Raw genomic sequence first — 17615 nt, 5'->3', positions numbered from 1 at the left:
CGCTGGGACAGCGCCAGGGTGCGCGCGGCGCGGGCGCGCTGGGTGGCCGAGATCGACGCCGAGCGCCCCGGTATCGCGCCCATCTGTGCCGCGCTTCGGGCGGTTCTGCCCGATGACACGATGATCTATTCGGACATGACCACCTTTGCCTATGCTGCCAAGGAACTCTGGGACATGGCGTGCCCGGGTCACTGGCATCACCCCACGGGCTTTGGCACGCTGGGCTATGCCCTGCCTGCGGCCATTGGCGGTGCGGTGGGGCGGCCCGGCAAGCCGACGCTGTGCATCGCGGGGGATTACGGGTTTCAGTACACGTCGCAGGAACTGGCCGTGGCGGTCGAGCTGGGATTGCCCCTGCCGATCCTGGTCTGGGACAACGGCAAGCTGGGCGAGATCGAGGCAAGCATGGTGTGCGCCCAGATCGCGCCCAATGCGGTGGTCGCGCGCAATCCCGATTTTGTCGCGCTGGCACGGGCTTACGGGGCGGGGGCCGAAGCGCCCGGTGATCTGGAGGCGTTACAGCGTGCGGTGGTCGCGGCGCTGAGCGCGGATGGTCCCACGCTCATTCACCTGCGCACGGATATTGCCCTGTGACGCGCCCAATCAGTCCCAGCAGCTGACCAGAACGGTCATGCTGCTGGCCACGCGGGTCAACTCGGTCGGCGTGATCGAGCCGTCATTGTCTTCGCGGTCGATCGACAGGCCGGCCTCGGCCAGAACATTGCCGATCGAGACCGTGTTGGCCGCAAAGCTCACATCCAGCGGCAATTGCTGACCCGAGGTCGGGCGCGGCAAAAGCATGCCGATCACCGTGCCGGCGCTGTCCACGACCGGGCCTCCGGCATCTCCGGGCAGGGCGGCAAGCGCCAGCCGCTTGAGTTCGGTTTCACCGCGCAGACCCTTGATATCCGACAGCGTCCCAAAGGTCAGCGAAGGCGCACCCAGAACACCGCCATAGGAATAACCGGCCACGGCCACTTCGGATTGCAGGCGCGGTTCCGAGGCGCGGAACCGGGCAATCGACATCGGTGCGAGGGCTGACATGGGTCGCAGGATCGCCACGCCAAGGGCGCGGTCCTCGAAGATGACCTCGGCGCTCACATCCTCCTCTAGGGTGATGCGGCCACACTCCCGGACAACTTCCGAGGTGGTCACCACGGTGCCTGTGGTGTCGATGAAGAAGCCCGAACGCGAGAGGCGCGGTTTGCGGATCTCGAGCCCCGAGATCAGATCGACGCTTTGCGCCGTTCCGGCCCCGCTTCCGGGATCGAGCACGCCGGGCACCCGTGTAAAGCTGGCCCTGATCTCGTTCAGCACGCGCTGGCGGCGGGGCTCATCATTTGCGGGCCAGATCAGCGTAAAGCCCTTGATCTGACCATCTTCGAGTGTGGCTTCGGTATAGGACACGATGTCCGAGTTGCGCCCTTCCAGCGTGAAGCTGTCGCTGCCGCGTTCGCGCGGACCGTTCAGCGGCACGATTTCCAGCGTCTGCATGATCTCGTAAAGGCCAAACAGCGTGGTCTGGTCGCCGGGCTGGCTGATCAGCAGGGCGCGCAGGCCAAGATCACCCGCGCTGGCGTAATGGGCAAAGGGCGGCTCGTATGTCTCGAATGTCAGCTCGCCCATGGGCAGGAGAAGTTCAATCCCGGCCTCATCATCGCGCACCATCGCCATGCCGACGCTGGTAAGCGGGGCATTGTAGTCATCCAGCAACTGCGCGCGTTGCGCCGAGGTCAGGATGCCGGTCGTTTCGAACCCCTTGTCGGCCTGCCAGGCGGCCATGGAACTGCGGGTGCCGCGCCCGAAGGCTCCGTCGATGGCGGCGTTGTAAAAGCCCGCCCATTGCAATGCGATCTGCAGCGCCTCGCGCTGGGCGCGGGTCAGTTCGGCCTCGCTGCGGCGGGCCTGTTCGGGGGTTTCGTCCGCTGGCTGAACCTGCTGGAGCGTGGGCTGCTGGATCTGGGCGGTCTGGCTGTCGGACTGACCCAGCGCCGGAGAGACCGGGCCACGGCCCAGCACATCCGCGCCGACCGGCCAGAATTGCTGGCCCAGACGCGAGGTCAGCTGAATAAAGCTGTCCCGGGGGATATCGCCGTCAGCGCGATAGGCCTGCAGAACGCGCTCGGCATCGCCACGCGTATAGGGGCCGATCACCACGCCATACCAGCCGTTTCCAAGGGAAAACCCGGCCACGTCCGGCAAGGAACCCGCATAGCGCCGCGCAGCGCCCTGCGCCTCATTCAGGCTGGGCTGGGCTTCGATCTGGACCCAGACCACCTCTTGCTGTGCCATGGCGGGGCGTGTGAATGCGAGGAGAGCGAATAAAACGACTGTCAGAATGGCCTTCATTTACCCGGTGAACCCTTGTGTTTAAGCTGTTTTGAGCAGTTTAATCAGGAAGGATCGGGAATAGCCATGCTCTTTCCCGCGAGCCGGGACGTGGCGATGCTGCTGTCGCGCGCGCACAACAGCTACGCCCCGTTGACCCCGGCCATGTGGGGGGATAACGAGGGCGCGCTTGCGTCCGTTTCACAGCCGAAAGCTGTCTCATGATTGTCAAAGACACCGCTCCACGTTCGTTTCAGGAAATCATCCTGCGTCTTCAGATGTACTGGGCGTCAAAGGGCTGCGCGGTGCTGCAACCCTATGACCTCGAAGTCGGCGCGGGCACGTTCCACCCGGCGACCACGCTGCGCTCCCTTGGGCAAAAGCCCTGGGCGGCGGCCTATGTGCAGCCGTCACGACGCCCGACGGACGGGCGGTATGGCGAGAACCCCAACAGGTTGCAGCATTACTATCAATACCAGGTGCTGATCAAACCCAGCCCGCCGGATCTGCAAGAGCTGTATCTGGGATCGCTTGAGGCGATCGGGATCGACATGGCGCTGCATGACATCCGCTTTGTCGAGGATGACTGGGAAAGCCCGACCCTGGGGGCCTGGGGTCTGGGATGGGAAGTGTGGTGCGACGGGATGGAAGTGTCGCAGTTCACGTATTTCCAACAGGTTGGCGGGCATGACTGCCATCCGGTGTCGGGTGAGCTGACCTATGGGCTTGAGCGGCTGGCGATGTATGTTCTGGGCATTGATCACGTGATGGACATGCCGTTCAACGATCCCGACGCGCCTATCGCGCTGAGGTATGGCGACATCTTCCGCCAAACCGAAGAAGAGTATGCGCGCTATAATTTCGACACCGCCAATACCGAGGTGTTGCTGCGTCATTTCGAAGAGGCCGAGGCGGAATGCGCGGCCCTTCTGGCGCAGGACGAGATCGACCCGAAGACTGGCAAACGCATCATCATGGCGCATCCCGCCTATGATCAGTGCATCAAGGCCAGCCATATCTTCAACCTGCTGGATGCGCGCGGCGTGATTTCGGTGACCGAACGGCAGGCCTATATCGGGCGTGTGCGTGCATTGGCCAAAGCCTGCGCGGATGCTTTCGTGCGCACTGACGCGGCCGGGTTCGCCGCATGACCGGAAAAATCGCCAGCGTGTTGATCCTGCTTTGCGCCATCCTGGCCGGGGGCGCTTTGTATTACCTGCAGATCTACGGGTATTACGAAGAGGTCTCGGAGACCGACGTGATGTTGCTGTCAGTGGCGAACAACGAGCCGGAATCCATTGAATTTGCAGAGTTTCAGGGGATTGATGCCGACAGCTCTCCGATCCGGTTCCGGGCGTGTTTCACCACAACCGGGGATCTTGAGGCGCTGAGTGCGCGCTTTGTGGATGCCGGCGCGGTGGTGCCGCGCAATGCGCCGGGTTGGTTCGAGTGTTTTGATGCCGCCGCCATCGCCGCCGAGCTGCGCGCAGGCACCGCGCGCGCCTTCATGGCGCAAAAGAACATCCGGTATGGCGTGGATCGCATCGTGGCGATTACCGAGGATGGGCGCGGGTATATCTGGCACGAATTGAATGATTGCGGGTCCAAAGCCTATGACGGCACCGTGGTGGGCGAGGAATGCCCGCCGCTTCCCGAAAAGACCGGAGGCGATTGAGCCATGCCTGAACTTCTGATCGAACTCTTTTCCGAGGAAATCCCGGCACGGATGCAAAAACGCGCCGCCGAGGATCTGAAAAAACGCATGACCGATGGTCTGGTCGAGGCCGGGCTGACCTATGCCGGGGCTGCGGCCTTTGCCACGCCGCGCCGTCTGGTGCTGACGCTGGATGGCTTGCTGGGTCAAAGCCCTGCCTTGCGCGAAGAGCGCAAGGGCCCGCGTGTGGATGCGCCCGCACAGGCGATCGAGGGGTTTTTGCGCGGCGCGGGCCTGAGCCGCGATCAGCTGGAAGAACGCGACACGCCCAAAGGAGCGGTGTTCTTTGCCGTGATCGAGAAACCGGGCCGCGCGGCAGGCGAGATTGTCGCCGAGGTTCTGGAAGATGTGATACGCAATTTCCCCTGGCCCAAGTCGATGCGCTGGGGCAGCGGCAGCTTGCGTTGGGTGCGCCCCTTGCAGTCGATCCTGTGCCTGCTGAGCGATGAAGCCGGCGCGACAGTCGTGCCGCTGGAGATCGACGGGATCGTCGCCGGGGACAGCACCGAGGGGCATCGATTCATGGCTCCGGGGCGGTTTTCTGTTTCCGGGTTCGAGGATTACGCAAGCAAGCTCAAGCGCGCCTTCGTGCAGTTGAGCGGCGAAGATCGCAGCGCGCATATCTGGGCAGACGCCACCAACATGGCCTTTGGTGCCGGTTTGGAACTGGTCGAGGATGCCGGGCTGCTGGCCGAGGTGTCCGGGCTGGTGGAATGGCCTGTGGTGCTGATGGGCGATATCGATCACGCCTTTCTGGGTCTGCCTGCCGAGGTCTTGCAGACCTCGATGCGCGAACATCAGAAATTCTTTTCGGTGAAGAACCCCAGGACCGGCCGGATCGAGAAATTCATCACCGTTGCCAACCGCGAGACCACGGATCACGGCGCGACCATTCTGGCGGGAAACCAGAAGGTCCTGTCCGCGCGGCTGTCGGATGCGAAATTCTTTTGGGAAAACGACCTGCGCGTGGCGCAGGCGGGCATGAAGGACTGGCTACAAAGCCTTGATAATGTGACCTTCCACAACAAGCTGGGCAGTCAGGGTGAGCGCATCGCGCGCATCTCGGCGCTGGCCGGAGAGCTGGCGGATTTCGTGCCGGGGGCCGATGCCGTCCAGGCGGTCGAGGCGGCGCGGATCGCCAAGGCGGATCTCAGCTCGGAGATGGTTTACGAGTTCCCTGAACTTCAGGGCGTAATGGGCCGATATTACGCGGAACGTGCGGGTTATTCACAGGATGTGGCGGATGTGGCGCGCGATCACTATGCGCCCTTGGGGCCCTCGGACGATGTGCCCACAGCGCCTTTGTCTGTGGCCGTGGCGCTGGCGGACAAGCTTGATACGCTGACAGGGTTCTGGGCGATTGATGAAAAGCCCACGGGCAGCAAGGATCCCTATGCGTTGCGCCGTGCGGCGCTGGGTGTCATCCGCTTGGTGCTGGACAATGATCTGCGTTTGTCGCTGGACCGGTTTGTCGATTTCCAGTTGCTCAAGCAAAAGATCCAGCTCAATGGCGGTGCCAGTGCCGAAGATCTCCAGGCGCTGGGGGATCTGCTCAAGGAGATCGCGGATCACGGCGTGTTCGGTGCCGCGCTTCAGGCCGTGAAGGCCCGGTTTCAGGCTCAGGCAGATGGGCCGGATCTGGGCGAGGGATCGCTGTTGCTCAGGGTCGGGGATATGGTGCCGGATCTGTCGACGGATCTTTTGTCCTTCATTCATGACCGGCTCAAGGTCTATCTGCGCGATCAGGGTATTCGACATGACGTGATCGACGCCTGCCTCGCCATGCCGGGCAGCGACGACCTCACCCTGCTGGTCAAACGCGCGCGCGCCCTGTCGCAGACGCTGGCCACCGAGGATGGAGAGAACCTGATCCAGGGCTTCAAGCGCGCCAACAATATCCTGACGCAGGCCGAAGAGGCCGATGGGGTCGAATATTCCTTTGGGCCGGACGTGAAGTTCGCCGAAACCGACAGCGAACGCGCGGTGTTCAGCGCATTGGACGTGGCCGAGGCGGCGATCAAACCGGCGATGGCGGCCGAGGATTTTGCCGCCGCCATGCATGCCATGGCCGCATTGCGCGCTCCGCTGGATGCGTTTTTCGACGATGTGAAGGTCAATGCGGACAATCAGGCCGTGCGGCGCAACCGGTTGAACCTGTTGCATCGCATCCGCGAGATTTGTTTGTCCGTGGCCGATCTGACCCGCATCGAAGGGTGATCCGCGCGTATGGCGTGACATCACGTGCTATTGCGCGCGGCGGATATCTTCCTATTCTACCGAAGAAAATTCCACGCTGCAGCGCAGAGAACCGCCCGTGCATACCCATCCACATACAACGCTGATCACACCTGACGCTCCTGTCGCGACCGCCACCCATGGGGGGCGGGCCAAATGCCTGCAGCGCCTGGTGCGTCTGAACCTGCCGGTGCCGACCACGGTCGCGCTATCCTTTTCGGCGGTTCACAAGATTGCCGCTGGCGAAATGCCCGATATCCCGCGGATCGTGGAATGCTTTGCGCCGGGCACGCTGCTGTGCGTGCGCCCCTCGTCGGAGGATCCCGATTGGGGTGGACCGGGAGCGATCCTGAATGTCGGCATGAATGACGCGCGCTTTGCACAGTTGAGCGAGTCCATGGGTGTCGAGGCGGCCTCGGCACTTTATCTGCGGTTCGTTCAGGCCTATGCGCTGCATGTGGCGCGTCTGGATGCCGATCTGTTCGAGGACATCGAAGACGATGGGGCAAAGGGGCTGGCAGCGGCGCTGGCGCTTTACGAGGACGAGGCCGAAGAGCCGTTTCCACAGGATCCCGCCGAACAACTGGGCGGCGTGCTGCGCTCGATGGCGCGGGCCTGGAGCGGGACGACGGCGCGCTTGCTGCGCCAGGCCAAGGGGGCACCGACGGATGCTGGCCTTGGGCTGGTGGTGCAGGAGATGATCCCCGGGCTTGGCAAGGGGGAATGCGGCTCGGGTGTGTTGCAGCTGGTCGATCAGACCACAGGTCTGCCCCAGATCACCGGGCGCTATCTGAGCCAGAGCCAGGGGCGCGATGCCCTGGGGGCGGGGGCTGCGGCGCTGTATCTGGAAAAGGATGCGCGCGGGCCGTCTCTGGAAGAGCTGGCACCCGAAGCCTTTGCCGATCTCACCAGATATGCCGCGCAGATGCGCCGCAAGCTGCGCGAAGAGATGCAGGTGGAATTCGTGGTTCAGAATGGTGCCTTGCATATTCTGGATGGCGTGAAACTGCCGCGCTCGGCGCGCGCCACGGTGCGGATCGCCGTGCGGCTGGCCGAGGATGGCATCATCAGCCAGGAAGATGCCGTGATGCGGGTCGAGCCCAACATGCTCAACGAATTGCTGCACCGTCAGATTGCGCCCAACGCCCGGCGCGATGTTCTGGGGACCGGCATTGCCGCCAGCCCGGGCGCGGCCACCGGGCGGATCGTGTTCAACTCGGCCCAGGCGCAGGCCAGTGCCTCGCGCGGAGAGCCCTGTGTTCTGGTGCGCCGCGAAACCTCGCCCGAGGATATCCGCGGGATGCATGCGGCGGTCGCCGTGCTGACCGAGAGGGGCGGGATGACCAGCCACGCCGCGGTGATCGGGCGGGGTCTGGGGCTGCCCTGCATCGTCGGGGCCTCGAGCATGCAGTTTGATGCCCGCAAGGAGCAGATCCGCGCCGAGGACGGGCGGGTTCTGTCCAGCGGCGATATCGTGACGGTTGACGGCACTTCGGGTCAGGTGCTGGCCGGAGAACCCGAAATGCTGGAAGCCGCGCAAGACGATGCGTTCCAGACGCTGATGACATGGGCAGACAATGCGCGCGACATCGGCATTCGCGCCAATGCCGACACGCCGGCAGATGCCCAGACCGCGCGCAATTTCAACGCGCAGGGCATCGGTCTGTGCCGCACCGAGCATATGTTCTTCGAGCCGGGTCGCCTGACGGTGATGCGCGAGATGATCTTTGCGGAAACCTCAAGCGGGCGCGCGGCGGTGCTGGAACGCTTGCTGCCCATGCAGCGCGAGGATTTCGTCCAGCTGTTCCGCATCATGGAAGGCCAGCCGGTCTGCATCCGCCTGTTCGACCCGCCTTTGCATGAATTCCTGCCGACATCGCGCAGCGGTCAGCGCGAACTGGCCGAGGCGCTGAACTTGCCGGTTTCGGATGTGACGCGCCGGGTCGAGGAGATGGCCGAATACAACCCCATGCTGGGTTTGCGGGGTGTGCGCCTGGGTGTGACCGTGCCGGAAATCTATGACATGCAGGCGCGCGCGATTTTCGAAGCCACTCTGGAGGCCAGCCGCGATGGCGAACCGGTGGTGCCCGAGATCATGATCCCGCTGGTGTCCGCGCGCCGCGAGGTCGAATTGGTGAAGTCCCGCGTCGATGCCGTGGCCGCTGCGGTGCGCAGCGAAAAGGGCCGGAACTTCGATTATCGTCTTGGGGTGATGGTCGAGACGCCGCGTGCCGCCCTGCGGGCCAACGAGATCGCGAGCCAGGTTGCGTTTTTGAGTTTCGGGACCAATGACCTGACGCAGATGACCTATGGGCTGAGCCGTGATGACGCCGGGCGTTTCATGTCGACCTATGTTCAGAAGGGTGTGTTTCGCGAAGATCCGTTCCACGTTCTGGATGTCGATGGCGTCGGGGAATTGCTGCGCCTGGGGGTCGAAAGAGGCCGGGCGGCCAAGCCCGATGTGATCCTTTCGATCTGTGGCGAACATGGCGGGAACCCCGAATCAATCGCCTTTTGCAGGGAGGTCGGATTTGACTATGTGTCCTGTTCTCCCTTCCGTGTGCCGGTCGCCCGGCTGACTGCCGCACAACTTGCGATCGCCCACAAGATCGGGGTTGATGGCACCTGAACCCACGCGAGATGTTGTGGTCGCATCAAGGCAATCTTCACGTGTTGCGCGAGAACCTGCCCCTAAGTGTCAGATAAATCGCCTTATTCTGGACATTTTTAACGTTCTGGGCTACCCACTCACGGAATTTTCCGGCTGGGGGTGTCGGACGCATATCGTCCGTGAGGTTTCTGATGTTGAGAACTATCTGCTGCCTGCTTGTGGCCTGCTGGGCCATGAGCGCGCCCGTGAGCGCATCTGAAGACGCATTGCGCGAGGTGATTGAACGCGAGCGCGCGGCTCTGTCGATGATCCCGCGTGCACGGCTCAAGGCGCTGATTTCCGAACCCGAAAGCCATACGCCGGCCTTCAGCTATTCCGAGGCCTGGATTGATGCACAGCCCCGCGCCAGCGGCGGTGAGCAATGGCGTTGCCTGTCCGAGGCGCTGTATTTCGAGGCGCGCGGAGAGACGGTCAAGGGCCAGTTCGCGGTGGCCGAGGTGATCCTGAACCGGGTCGAGAGCGAACGCTTTCCCTCGTCGATCTGCGGTGTCATCAAACAGGGCACCGGGCGCAAGTACCAATGCCAGTTCACCTATACCTGCGATGGTTACAAGGATGTGATCGGCGAGCCGCGCGCCTATGAGCGTGTGAGCAAGGTGGCGCGCGCGATCATGGACGGGGCGAACAACAACCTGACCAACGGGGCCACGCATTATCACACCACCGCGGTGAACCCGAAGTGGAGCCGCACCTATACCAGGACGGCACGGATCGGGGTGCATCTGTTTTACCGCCACACGTTCCGGACGGCTTCGAACTGATCCGGCGCGCGCGCCCCGCCCGTCGGGCGCGTGATGGGTATTTTCAACCAGAAAGAGGCAGCAGGGCGCTTGCTTGTGGGTGACACGGCTGTGTTGTGGCCTTAGCGTGGCCCGCAGGCAAGGAAAGGGTGATGCATGGTCTCTCGGCGCGGATTTCTTGCGGGGGGCGCGTGCCTGCCCGTTCTGCCGGTCTCGGCCTGGGCGCAGAGCGCGCCGGTGGTGCTGGTGGCGCGCGAGGCGCGCGCGCAGATCGCCCCGGACGGGTTTGCCAGCACGCCGGTCTGGAGCTTTGACGGCGTGATCCCGGGGCCCGAGTTGCGGGTGGCGCAGGGCGCGCGGCTGATCCGGCGCGTGGTGAATGAACTGCCCGCGCCCACGGCCGTGCACTGGCATGGGATCCGCATCGACAATGCCATGGATGGTGTGCCCGGTCTGACCCAGCGCGCGATCGCGCCGGGGGAGAGTTTCGATTATGATTTCGTCGTGCCGGATGCGGGCACCTATTGGTATCATTCGCATAATCGTTCGATGGAGCAGGTCGAGCGCGGGCTGGCCGGGGCCCTGATCGTCGAGGAGGCGGAGGCGCCGGAGGTGGACCGCGAGGTCACCTTGCTGCTGGATGACTGGCGACTGAACCCTGACACGGTCGCGCTTGCGCCGTTCGACAATGCCCATGATCTGTCCCATGCCGGACGGCTGGGCAATCTGATCACGGTGAATGGCGTGTTCAACTGGACCGGGGATGCGGGTCGCAACGAGCGGTTGCGGCTGCGGCTGATCAATGCGGCCAATGCGCGGATTTTCGATCTGTCCGTGCAGGGGGTGACGGGTTGGATCCTGGCCTATGACGGGATGCCTCTGGCTGTGCCCGAGCCTTTGGGCGCGCGGCTGGTCATGGCGCCCGGGCAGCGCGTCGATCTGATTGCCGATGTGACCGCCGCGCCCGGCGGCGCGGTTGATCTGGTGAGCCATCAGCGCGATGAGGCCTTTGCGATTGCACGCATGGAAGTGGGCGCGCCCGTAAGTGCCGCGCGCCGGGATGCACCCGGGGCGCTGCCGCCCAATCCGGTGGCCTATCCGTCGCGGGTTGCGGATGCGCCGCTGACCACGATCCGCATGGAGGGCGGCGCGATGCGCGGGCTTGCGCAGGCTCAGTTCAACGGCGCGCCGCTGGATGGACGCAGCCTGGCCGGGCAGGGCAAGTTCTGGGCGCTTTCGGGGGTGGTTGACCTGACCGATCTTCCGCTGATCGACGCCGCGCGCGGCGAGGCGCATCGGATCGCCTTCGTGAATGACACCGCCTTTCCTCATGGGATGCATATGCATGGGCATCATTTCTTCTTGCTGGAGGACAGCGGTGCTCTGGGGGCGTTGCGCGACACGGTTCTGGTGGCACCGGGGGCCACGCAGCAGGTGGTGTTCGTGGCCGATAACCCCGGCGACTGGTTGCTGCATTGTCACATGCTGGGACATGCGCAGGCCGGAATGAAGACCTGGTTTCGTGTTGCGTGACGCAAGTGGTGCGTTTCGTGGCGTTTGGAGACCTGTTAGAGGGAGGTCGCGCCTCTAGGGTGCGAGCGATACTGATTTGAACTGGCCTGCCCCATGAGCTCTGAAATCCGACTTGCTTTTGCCCATCCCTCCGAGCGATCCGAGGCGACGGCTTCGGTGGGACCGCTGGATCGTATCTCGTTGCGCGATCATATCGTCGAGGTCGAGATCGGAGCCTTTCAGGCCGAACGCGGCACCACGCAGCGTATCTGCTTTAACGTGGTGGTCGAGGTGGAGCCGATCGAGGCACCGCTGGAGGATGATGTGGATCGCATCCTGTCCTATGACCGGGTGACCGAGGCCATTGCCCATGAGCTGTCCGAAGAGCGGCTGAACCTGCTTGAGACGCTGGCAGCGCGGATTGCCGAGCGCATCCTGTGGGAACCGCAGGCGGTGCGGGTCTTCGTGCGGATCGAGAAGCTGGATCGTGGCCCCGGCGCGCTGGGGGTCGAGATCGTGCGCAGCCGTGCGCAAGTGCATCCCGAACTGGCCGAAGAGGACAGACCGCATCCCCGGCTGGTCTATCTGTCCAATGCCGCGATTGCATCCCGTCATCTGCCGGGCTGGATCGATCAGCTGCAGGGGCAGGAGCGTCCGGTGATCCTCTGTGTCGGTGCCCCCGATCTGCCGGCTCCCCAGACCGGGCATGTCATGACCCAGCGGCGGATTGATCTCCTGGCGATCGAGCAGAACGCCTGGCAACTGGCCGCGCGCGATCCACGCTGTGTGGTGGTGGAGACGCGCACCGAGTTGGACTGGGCGATGAAGAACGGTCAGATCAGCGTCTGGGCCCCGTCAAAGATCGTTCTGGATTCGGTGGATGGCCCGTCGGCGCATCCGCGCGATGCCGTGGCCCTGGCGGTATGGTTTGCCGCAACCTTTGCCGCCGATGAGATGATGGTGATCGGGGCGGATCTGCCCGCAGCGGCCACGGTTGCGCTGCGCGCGGTCACTGTGGAGCAGGCGACGCTGTGATCTATCGTCCCTTGGTACAATCTGGGCATGCGCGGCCTTTGGGGGCGGTGTCTCTGGCCGGGGGGGCGCTGTGGTTCACCCATGCAGAAGCGCTGTCGCGGGGGGCTGCCCCCGTCATCGTCGAGGCCGGGCAGATACCCGGCGAGATGCTGGATCGCCTGAGTGCTGCGCGCGCGCCGATTGCGGGGATGCGGTTTGAGCGCGCCAACCTGATGGGCATCCTGAACGTGACACCGGACAGTTTTTCGGATGGGGGTCAGAACTTTGACCCGGCGGATGCCCTGGTCTCGGCGCGGGCCATGGCCGAAGCCGGGGTGGATATCCTGGATATCGGCGGGGAATCGACCCGGCCCGGCGCGCAGAGCGTATCCGCATCAGAAGAAATCCGGCGCACGGCTCCGGTGATCGCGGCGATCCGCGCGCAGTTGGGCGTGGCGTTGTCCATTGATACGCGCAAGGCCGAGGTGGCCGGGGCGGCTTTGGTGGCGGGTGCGTCACTGGTCAATGATGTTGCGGGCTTCACCCATGATCCGGCGCTGGCCCCGCTTTGTGCGGCGCAGGGCGTGCCGGTCTGCGTCATGCATGCACAGGGGGATCCGGCAACGATGCAGGATGACCCGCAGTATGACGATGTCGTGCAGGACGTTTATGCCTTTCTGGCAGCACGCATCGATGATCTGAGCGCCGCGGGGATCGCGCGCGATCAGATCATCGTGGATCCCGGAATCGGCTTTGGCAAGACCATCGCGCATAACCTTGAGTTGCTGCGCAATATCGCGGTTTTTCATGGCCTTGGCTGTCCCATCCTTCTGGGCGCGTCGCGCAAACGTTTCATTGGCGTGATCGGCAATGCGCCGGTTGCTGCCGATCGCGCGCCGGGTTCGATTGCCGTGGGGCTTGCCGCATTGGCACAAGGTGTGCAAATCCTGAGGGTGCATGATGTCATCGAGACCGCGCAGGCCGTTCACCTGTGGAATGCCGCGCGTGAGATGGCCTGAAATAGAGCAGGTTAGGGGTAGTATGCGTAAACTCTTTGGGACTGATGGCGTGCGCGGCACGGCAAATGTGCATCCGATGACCGCCGACATGGCGCTGCGGATCGGTGCTGCCGTGGGCCGGTTCTTTCGTCGCGAGGCCGGGGGCGTGCACCGGGTCGTGATCGGCAAGGATACCCGGCTGTCGGGATATATGTTCGAAAGCGCGCTGACTGCGGGTTTGACATCTACGGGCATGAACGTGTTGTTGCTGGGGCCTGTGCCGACACCGGCGGTGGGTCTGATGACACGTTCCATGCGTGCGGATCTGGGGGTGATGATTTCGGCCAGCCATAATCCGGCGCAAGACAACGGGATCAAGTTCTTCGGACCGGATGGCTTCAAGCTGAGCGACAGTGCCGAGATGGAGATCGAGGCGCTGATCGAGGCGGGGGTCGAGCCGGCAAAACCGGGCAACATCGGGCGCGCCAAACGGATTGATGATGCGCGGTTTCGCTATGGTGAGCGCCTCAAGGCGTCGTTGCCGCGAGAGTTTCGCCTTGATGGGCTGAAAGTGGTGATTGATTGCGCCAATGGGGCGGCGCATCGCACCGCGCCGGAAATCCTGTGGGAACTGGGTGCGGATGTGATCCCGATCGGGGTGGCTCCGAATGGCGAGAACATCAACCGGGGCTGTGGCTCGACCCAGCCCGAGACAGCCATCCAGACCGTTCTGGCCCATGGGGCGGATGTGGGCATTTGCCTTGATGGTGACGCTGACCGGGTGATCCTGATAGACGAGGCCGGCACAGTGGCGGATGGCGATCAGATCATGGCGCTGCTGGCGACGCGCTGGGCGGCTGAGGAGCGTCTGAGCGGAGGGGCGCTGGTATCGACGGTGATGTCCAACCTGGGCCTTGAGCGGCATCTGCAGGCGCATGGGCTGAGCCTTGAGCGCACGGCTGTGGGCGATCGCTATGTGGTGGAGCGGATGCGCGCGGGCGGCTTCAACCTGGGTGGCGAGCAATCGGGCCATATCGTGATGACCGATTTTGCCACCACCGGAGACGGGCTGATGGCGGGGCTGCATTTCCTGGCCGAGATGATGCGTTCGGGCCAGACGGCCAGCACTTTGACACGCCAGTTCGAACCGGTGCCGCAATTGCTCAGGAATGTGCGATACACGGTGGGCCAACTGCCCCTGGATGCAAGTGCCGTGCGCACCGCCATTGCAGATGCCGAGGCGGCCTTGCAGGGCAAGGGGCGTCTTTTGATCCGCAAGTCGGGCACCGAGCCGCTGATCCGGGTCATGGCGGAATGCGAGGACGAGGCGCTTCTTGTGCGCAGCGTCGACGGGATCGTGGACGCGGTCAGTGCGGTGATCGCGGCCTGAGGGCTTGTTGCGGGCTGCTGTGAGCGGCTAGGGTCGGCGCATGTGCTGACAACGAGAGGATTGATCTGATGTATCGTGCCCTATCCGCCGCTTTCCTGATCCTGTTCGCCGGTGCGGCTTGGGCCGAGATGACCGTGCAACTGGTGCCACCCTGGGATGGCAAGAAAGTTCCCGCAGGCCAACAGTGCAGCTTGCATGGGGGCAAGGGGTCGACTCCGCCGATGAAGGTGACGGGTCTGCCGCAGGGCACGGCCTATCTGGTGGTCGAGTATAATGACAAGGATTACCGCCCGCTGTCGCGCAAGGGCGGCCATGGCACGCTGGGTTATCCGGTCAAGGGCAGCTCAGCCAATCTGCCGGCGGTTCCGGGCATGACCGACAAGCTGCCCGGTGGCGTAACCGTGGTGCGCAAGGCGCAGAGCACGGGCCAATACGCCTCGTCGGGCTATTTGCCGCCCTGTTCGGGCGGGCGGGGAAATCGGTATTTTGCCGTGATCCAGGCTGTGGGATCGGATGGCAAGGTGATCGAGAAAGCCTCGGTGGATATCGGTCGTTACTGACCAGCGAACAACCGGCGCAGCGCGCCGTACTGGCTGAGCGCCACGCCGCACAGGATCAGTGCCATCGCCAGCAAAAGCGAGGAGGGCAGGGGTTCGGACAGAAACCATGCCCCCATCAGCACCGACCAGATCGGCACCTGGTAATTGGTGAGCGACATGAAGACGGGCCCTGCGCTGCGGATGACCATGACGCGCATGAAGTTGGCGGCTGCCGTCGGGATCAGCCCCAGAAAGGCCACGATCATCAGCCCGCGCATGCTGGGTATCTCTGGCGCGCCTTCGCGCAGGATGGCCACGGGCAGAACGATCAGCGCCGCCACCAGCAGCAGAACCGTGGACAGACCGACGGGATCGATAGCAGGCAGACGGCGCATCAGCACCGATGAGATACCATAGCAGCTTGCCGCCGCCACGCAGGCCATGCGCCCGGCCCATTCCAGATCCGATCCGGTGGTGTCGAACGCCTGACCGCCGATCAGGACGCAGACACCGGCAAACCCGATGACGAACCCGATGAAGCGGCGCAGGGTCATGCGTTCTCCGTGGACGAAGAAATGCGCCAGCGGCAAGACCATCAGCGCGACCGAGGCCATGGACACCCCGGCAAAGCCCGCTGTCACATGCTGCTGACCCCAGGCCAGAAGCATGAAGGGGATGGCGGTCGAGAAGGCTCCGATGGCCAGCACGGCGATGATGCTGCCCAGCGCAGGCCTTTGCGCGAAAAGCTTCAGCCCCATGGCGCGCCAGACCACCAGCATCGTGACCGCACCGAACGTCACGCGCCAGGTCGCCAGCCAGAAGGGCGGCCATTCCTCAAGCGCGAGTTCCGTTACCAGAAAGGTGCCACCCCAGGTAAAGCCCAGCGTGGCGACCATCAGCCAGCTTTGCCAGGTGATGTTGGGGCTGTCAGTCATGCAGCGCGCGGCTGTCGGTCGGGGCCTGATCGCGGCTGGTCATGCCATAGTCGCGGATGACGCCTGCCACGCGCAGGCGGTAATCGGCGAAATGGATACCCCGGCCCGCGCTTTGCGCATCGCGGTGTTCAGGGAGTTTGCGCCAGTGCTCGAGCGCCTCTTCGCTTTCCCAGAAGGACAGGGAGAGCAGTTTTCCGGGCTCCATCAGGCTTTCGAAACGCTCGACCGAGATAAAGCCGGGGATATCGGCCAGGTGATGTTTGAGTTCAGCGGCGCGCGCGAGATAGGGCTCGCGGTGGCCCTCCTTGGGCCAGACCTCGAAAATGACGGCGATCATGGGAATTCCCTTGTGCAGTTTGAGCGGTGGACAGGTCTTCGCGGATTGGACAGGGCTTGTCCATCGGTGAGGCGGGCGAAATGCGCGTTATCCGTCGCGTCCGGGCACAGACGGATCGTTGCAGAACAGCGCGATCTTGTTGCCTTGCGGGTCGCGCAGGTAGCCGACGTAAAAATGCGCCCCATAGTCCGCACGAAAGCCGGGCTGCCCCTCGTCGAAACCGCCGGCGGCAAGGGCTGCGGCGTGCAGGTCGCGCACCTGCTTTTGGCTGGGTGCCTCGAATGCGACCATGGCCCCGTTCCCGGCCGAGGCCGGCTGTCCGTCGAAAGGTGTTTTGACATAGAAATCCGGCAGAACCGGAGACTGACCCGGCCCGGTGGGCAGCGCAAAGCTCAGGCCCTCGGGACCCTCCTCAAGCGCATAACCAAGGGCTGGCAGAAACGCAGAGTAAAACCGTTTCGCGCGCGCCATGTCATCAGCGCCGACGGTGACATAGGCAATCATGCAGCATGTTCCTTTGCGCAGGTTCGCGTGATCCTGGGTATGTAGTGCATTTCGACAAGCCAGAACACTGTTTGACGAGACACAAGGACGTGCACCAAAAACTCTTTACTTGGGCAATGAACGCGATACGCTTGCGCGATATTTCAGGTTTTTTTTCCGGAGTGACTGATATGGCTTTGATTTTTGAATACGACAGAGTTGTTACCGGTGCCGCACCAGGCCTGCCCAAGAAGCAAAGGGCCAAGGCACGTAAGGCGCTGATCAAGAAGAAGTACTCGGACGATGTGGTGGATGAGTTTCTAGACAAGGTGGAAAAGAACGGCAAGCTGAGAACGCTCCTGACCGATCTGACGATGGCCCGGGCCAAGTCGGTCAAGAAAATGATTGGTGGCGACGCTCTGTTCAAAGCCAAGAGCCCGGTGGCGAAGAAAGTCTTTGCTCATATCGTCGGGCGGCAGTTGCAGCTGAAGTTCAGCGACGTGTTCCTGAAAATCCATGAAAAGAGCGGCAACCTGCAGGTCTGGTTTCGTGCCAAGGGTGGCAAGACCCAGGTGGTGGTTGATCACAAGCCCTAGCCCATGGTCCAGAACCGCAGGTGCGGCCTGAGTTTCCGTCGCGCGCCGGGAGTGCGTTCTGGCGGCTGAACCCGTTGATATGCTGATGCGTCGCAACCCCGCTATGAGCTGACACAAGGCAGC

16 protein-coding genes are annotated in these 17615 nt (G+C 63.4%); 12 read left to right on the top strand and 4 right to left on the bottom strand.

Annotation, left to right across the window (positions count from 1 at the left end):
* Positions 1-594 (top strand): thiamine pyrophosphate-dependent enzyme (locus WAO69_RS12210; RefSeq protein ID WP_422179479.1); only part of this gene is annotated, 594 nt, incomplete at its 5' end.
* 9 nt (positions 595-603) lie between these two features.
* Here WAO69_RS12210 and WAO69_RS12205 read toward each other — a convergent pair.
* Positions 604-2292: a trypsin-like peptidase domain-containing protein gene (locus WAO69_RS12205; RefSeq protein WP_422179477.1), complete on the bottom strand. Its 1689-nt coding sequence runs from the start codon at positions 2290-2292 to the stop codon at positions 604-606.
* A 257-nt stretch (positions 2293-2549) separates the two neighbouring features.
* On the opposite strand from WAO69_RS12205, the gene WAO69_RS12200 reads away from it, so the two are divergent.
* From WAO69_RS12200 to WAO69_RS12155, 10 genes are all read left to right on the top strand, one after another.
* The gene (locus WAO69_RS12200; RefSeq protein WP_422179475.1) at positions 2550-3479 is read left to right on the top strand and encodes a glycine--tRNA ligase subunit alpha; all 930 of its coding nucleotides are present in this window, start codon (positions 2550-2552) and stop codon (positions 3477-3479) included.
* A complete protein-coding gene (locus WAO69_RS12195) occupies positions 3476-4003 on the top strand; it encodes a DUF6446 family protein (protein WP_422179473.1) in 528 nt (175 codons plus the stop codon). Before WAO69_RS12200 ends, WAO69_RS12195 begins: the two co-directional genes overlap by 4 nt.
* A gap of 3 nt (positions 4004-4006) precedes the next feature.
* Positions 4007-6259 carry a glycine--tRNA ligase subunit beta gene (glyS, locus tag WAO69_RS12190; protein WP_422179471.1) on the top strand — a complete coding sequence of 751 codons (2253 nt, stop codon included), beginning with the start codon at positions 4007-4009 and terminating at the stop codon, positions 6257-6259.
* Between the two features lie 97 nt (positions 6260-6356).
* Positions 6357-8906 carry a putative PEP-binding protein gene (locus WAO69_RS12185; RefSeq protein ID WP_422179469.1) on the top strand — a complete coding sequence of 850 codons (2550 nt, stop codon included), beginning with the start codon at positions 6357-6359 and terminating at the stop codon, positions 8904-8906.
* A gap of 173 nt (positions 8907-9079) precedes the next feature.
* Entirely contained in the window at positions 9080-9709 is a 630-nt protein-coding gene (locus WAO69_RS12180; protein WP_422179467.1) for a cell wall hydrolase, read from the top strand.
* A 135-nt stretch (positions 9710-9844) separates the two neighbouring features.
* Entirely contained in the window at positions 9845-11221 is a 1377-nt protein-coding gene (locus tag WAO69_RS12175) for a multicopper oxidase family protein (RefSeq protein WP_422179465.1), read from the top strand.
* 93 nt (positions 11222-11314) lie between these two features.
* Complete coding sequence (locus tag WAO69_RS12170) at positions 11315-12235, top strand: dihydroneopterin aldolase (protein ID WP_422179463.1); 921 nt, start codon at positions 11315-11317, stop codon at positions 12233-12235.
* Entirely contained in the window at positions 12232-13233 is a 1002-nt protein-coding gene (folP, locus tag WAO69_RS12165; protein WP_422179461.1) for a dihydropteroate synthase, read from the top strand. The genes WAO69_RS12170 and folP overlap by 4 nt, the downstream gene beginning before the upstream one ends.
* Before the next feature lie 22 nt (positions 13234-13255).
* Positions 13256-14602 (top strand): phosphoglucosamine mutase, encoded by a 1347-nt coding sequence (gene glmM, locus WAO69_RS12160; RefSeq protein WP_422179459.1) that lies wholly within the window; start codon positions 13256-13258, stop codon positions 14600-14602.
* Between the two features lie 68 nt (positions 14603-14670).
* The gene (locus WAO69_RS12155) at positions 14671-15162 is read left to right on the top strand and encodes a hypothetical protein (RefSeq protein ID WP_422179457.1); all 492 of its coding nucleotides are present in this window, start codon (positions 14671-14673) and stop codon (positions 15160-15162) included.
* Here the strand turns inward: WAO69_RS12155 and WAO69_RS12150 are convergent.
* The 3 genes from WAO69_RS12150 to WAO69_RS12140 form a co-directional block, all read right to left on the bottom strand.
* Positions 15156-16076 carry a DMT family transporter gene (locus tag WAO69_RS12150; protein WP_422179455.1) on the bottom strand — a complete coding sequence of 307 codons (921 nt, stop codon included), beginning with the start codon at positions 16074-16076 and terminating at the stop codon, positions 15156-15158. The genes WAO69_RS12155 and WAO69_RS12150 overlap by 7 nt on opposite strands.
* On the bottom strand, positions 16069-16413 hold the full coding sequence (locus WAO69_RS12145) for an antibiotic biosynthesis monooxygenase family protein (RefSeq protein ID WP_422179453.1): 345 nt from the start codon (positions 16411-16413) through the stop codon (positions 16069-16071). Before WAO69_RS12145 ends, WAO69_RS12150 begins: the two co-directional genes overlap by 8 nt.
* 87 nt (positions 16414-16500) lie before the next feature.
* A complete protein-coding gene (locus tag WAO69_RS12140; RefSeq protein ID WP_422179451.1) occupies positions 16501-16917 on the bottom strand; it encodes a VOC family protein in 417 nt (138 codons plus the stop codon).
* 116 nt (positions 16918-17033) lie between these two features.
* On the opposite strand from WAO69_RS12140, the gene WAO69_RS12135 reads away from it, so the two are divergent.
* Positions 17034-17492, top strand: a complete 459-nt coding sequence (locus WAO69_RS12135) for a hypothetical protein (RefSeq protein ID WP_422179449.1) — start codon at positions 17034-17036, stop codon at positions 17490-17492.
* Positions 17493-17615 lie beyond the last annotated feature (123 nt).

Source organism: Aestuariivita sp. (assembly GCF_049276915.1).
Lineage (GTDB): Bacteria > Pseudomonadota > Alphaproteobacteria > Rhodobacterales > Rhodobacteraceae > Aestuariivita.
Note: the sequence above shows the minus strand (reverse complement) of the source record. Positions and strands in the feature narration are given on the sequence as shown.

Bases quoted from the DNA above. Each gene is read 5' to 3' on its own strand.
- WAO69_RS12155 (WP_422179457.1), top strand. From the start codon at position 14,671: ATGTATCGTGCCCTATCCGCCGCTTTCCTGATCCTGTTCGCCGGTGCG.
- glmM (WP_422179459.1), top strand. From the start codon at position 13,256: ATGCGTAAACTCTTTGGGACTGATGGCGTGCGCGGCACGGCAAATGTG.
- WAO69_RS12170 (WP_422179463.1), top strand. From the start codon at position 11,315: ATGAGCTCTGAAATCCGACTTGCTTTTGCCCATCCCTCCGAGCGATCC.
- WAO69_RS12150 (WP_422179455.1), bottom strand. From the start codon at position 16,076: ATGACTGACAGCCCCAACATCACCTGGCAAAGCTGGCTGATGGTCGCC.
- WAO69_RS12205 (WP_422179477.1), bottom strand. From the start codon at position 2,292: ATGGCACAGCAAGAGGTGGTCTGGGTCCAGATCGAAGCCCAGCCCAGC.
- WAO69_RS12200 (WP_422179475.1), top strand. From the start codon at position 2,550: ATGATTGTCAAAGACACCGCTCCACGTTCGTTTCAGGAAATCATCCTG.
- glyS (WP_422179471.1), top strand. From the start codon at position 4,007: ATGCCTGAACTTCTGATCGAACTCTTTTCCGAGGAAATCCCGGCACGG.
- WAO69_RS12135 (WP_422179449.1), top strand. From the start codon at position 17,034: ATGAACGCGATACGCTTGCGCGATATTTCAGGTTTTTTTTCCGGAGTG.
- WAO69_RS12145 (WP_422179453.1), bottom strand. From the start codon at position 16,413: ATGATCGCCGTCATTTTCGAGGTCTGGCCCAAGGAGGGCCACCGCGAG.
- WAO69_RS12175 (WP_422179465.1), top strand. From the start codon at position 9,845: ATGGTCTCTCGGCGCGGATTTCTTGCGGGGGGCGCGTGCCTGCCCGTT.
- WAO69_RS12195 (WP_422179473.1), top strand. From the start codon at position 3,476: ATGACCGGAAAAATCGCCAGCGTGTTGATCCTGCTTTGCGCCATCCTG.
- WAO69_RS12140 (WP_422179451.1), bottom strand. From the start codon at position 16,917: ATGATTGCCTATGTCACCGTCGGCGCTGATGACATGGCGCGCGCGAAA.
- WAO69_RS12180 (WP_422179467.1), top strand. From the start codon at position 9,080: ATGTTGAGAACTATCTGCTGCCTGCTTGTGGCCTGCTGGGCCATGAGC.